This window comes from Streptococcus sp. GMD4S, assembly GCF_000296955.1.
This window is the reverse complement of sequence record NZ_AJRE01000284.1, coordinates 1-1001: the sequence shown is the minus strand read 5'-3', so window position 1 is coordinate 1001 and position 1001 is coordinate 1. Positions and strand designations below refer to the sequence as shown.

The following is a 1001-nucleotide window of genomic DNA, read 5'->3' as shown; positions in this document are numbered from 1 at the left end:
CTGGGTGCTGGATCCGTAAGCGAGCCACCTCCTGCAAATCCACTGGTAAATTTTCCAAACCCATTCTATCTTTGATTTTACTGATATTATTGATAGTCTTCATGCTGGCAGAAACTGTCCGAGCGATATTAGCTGTCTCGGCATTATTGGCTCGATTGAGATCGTTACGAGTTTCACGCAAAATCTTGACGCGCTCAAAGTTATCACGCGCCTGCATAGCCCCAATCACGATCAAGAAATCCATGATGTCCTCTGCACGCTGGAGATAGGTAACTGCACCTTTCTTTCGCTCAATAACCTTGGCATCCAACAAAAACTGCTGAAGGAGAGAGGCTAGTCCATGGGCGTGGTCCAGATATACAGAACTGATCTCCAACTGGTACTTGCCAGACTCCGGATCTCGGATGCTACCATTTGCCAGAAAGGCCCCACATAAGTAAGCACGACCAGCCTCTTCATCTGCTAAGATATCGGGATCAATACCCGTCTCCAAACCAAAGAAGGAATCCGCAAGTCGCAAATCAGCTAAAAGCTCCTGCACCCTCTCATCTGTATAGACCGTATAGACACGATTCTTGCGAAGATTGCTTCTCTGATGGTGTCGAATCTCAGACTTAATCTCATAAAAATGGAGAAAGGACTCATAGAGATGCCGAGCCAACTTGGCATTTTCAGTCACAACAGACAAGGTCAGGCCAGAAGTCGAGAGACCGATGCTACCAGACATCTTGATAATGGCCGATAGTTCATAACGACTGAGATGGTGTTGACCAAGAATTTCTTCTTTTACTGCTACTGTGAAACTCATTTTCTCACCTGTATAATGCGCATCAATTCATCTACAATCAAATCGCCATCATGGAAGGCTCCTCCATTTTCCAAACGAAGGAAGTTGGATGAAATCACACGAGGGACCTGCTTGCAAAGACCAGCAAAATCATGCTCTACCTGAACCAAATATTCATCAAAACGGTTGGTATCCATGTATTCTCTAGGAACCT

At 45.3% G+C, this 1001-nt stretch carries 1 protein-coding gene and 1 pseudogene; both read right to left on the bottom strand.

Features of this window, described 5'->3' with window-relative positions; genetic code table 11:
• On the bottom strand, window positions 1-808 hold an 808-nt coding region (gene whiA / locus GMD4S_RS09380; RefSeq protein ID WP_000011299.1), incomplete at its 3' end, for a DNA-binding protein WhiA.
• Window positions 805-1001, bottom strand: a pseudogene (locus GMD4S_RS09375) (hypothetical protein); the annotation flags it as partial. The pseudogene GMD4S_RS09375 and the gene whiA, both read right to left, overlap by 4 nt.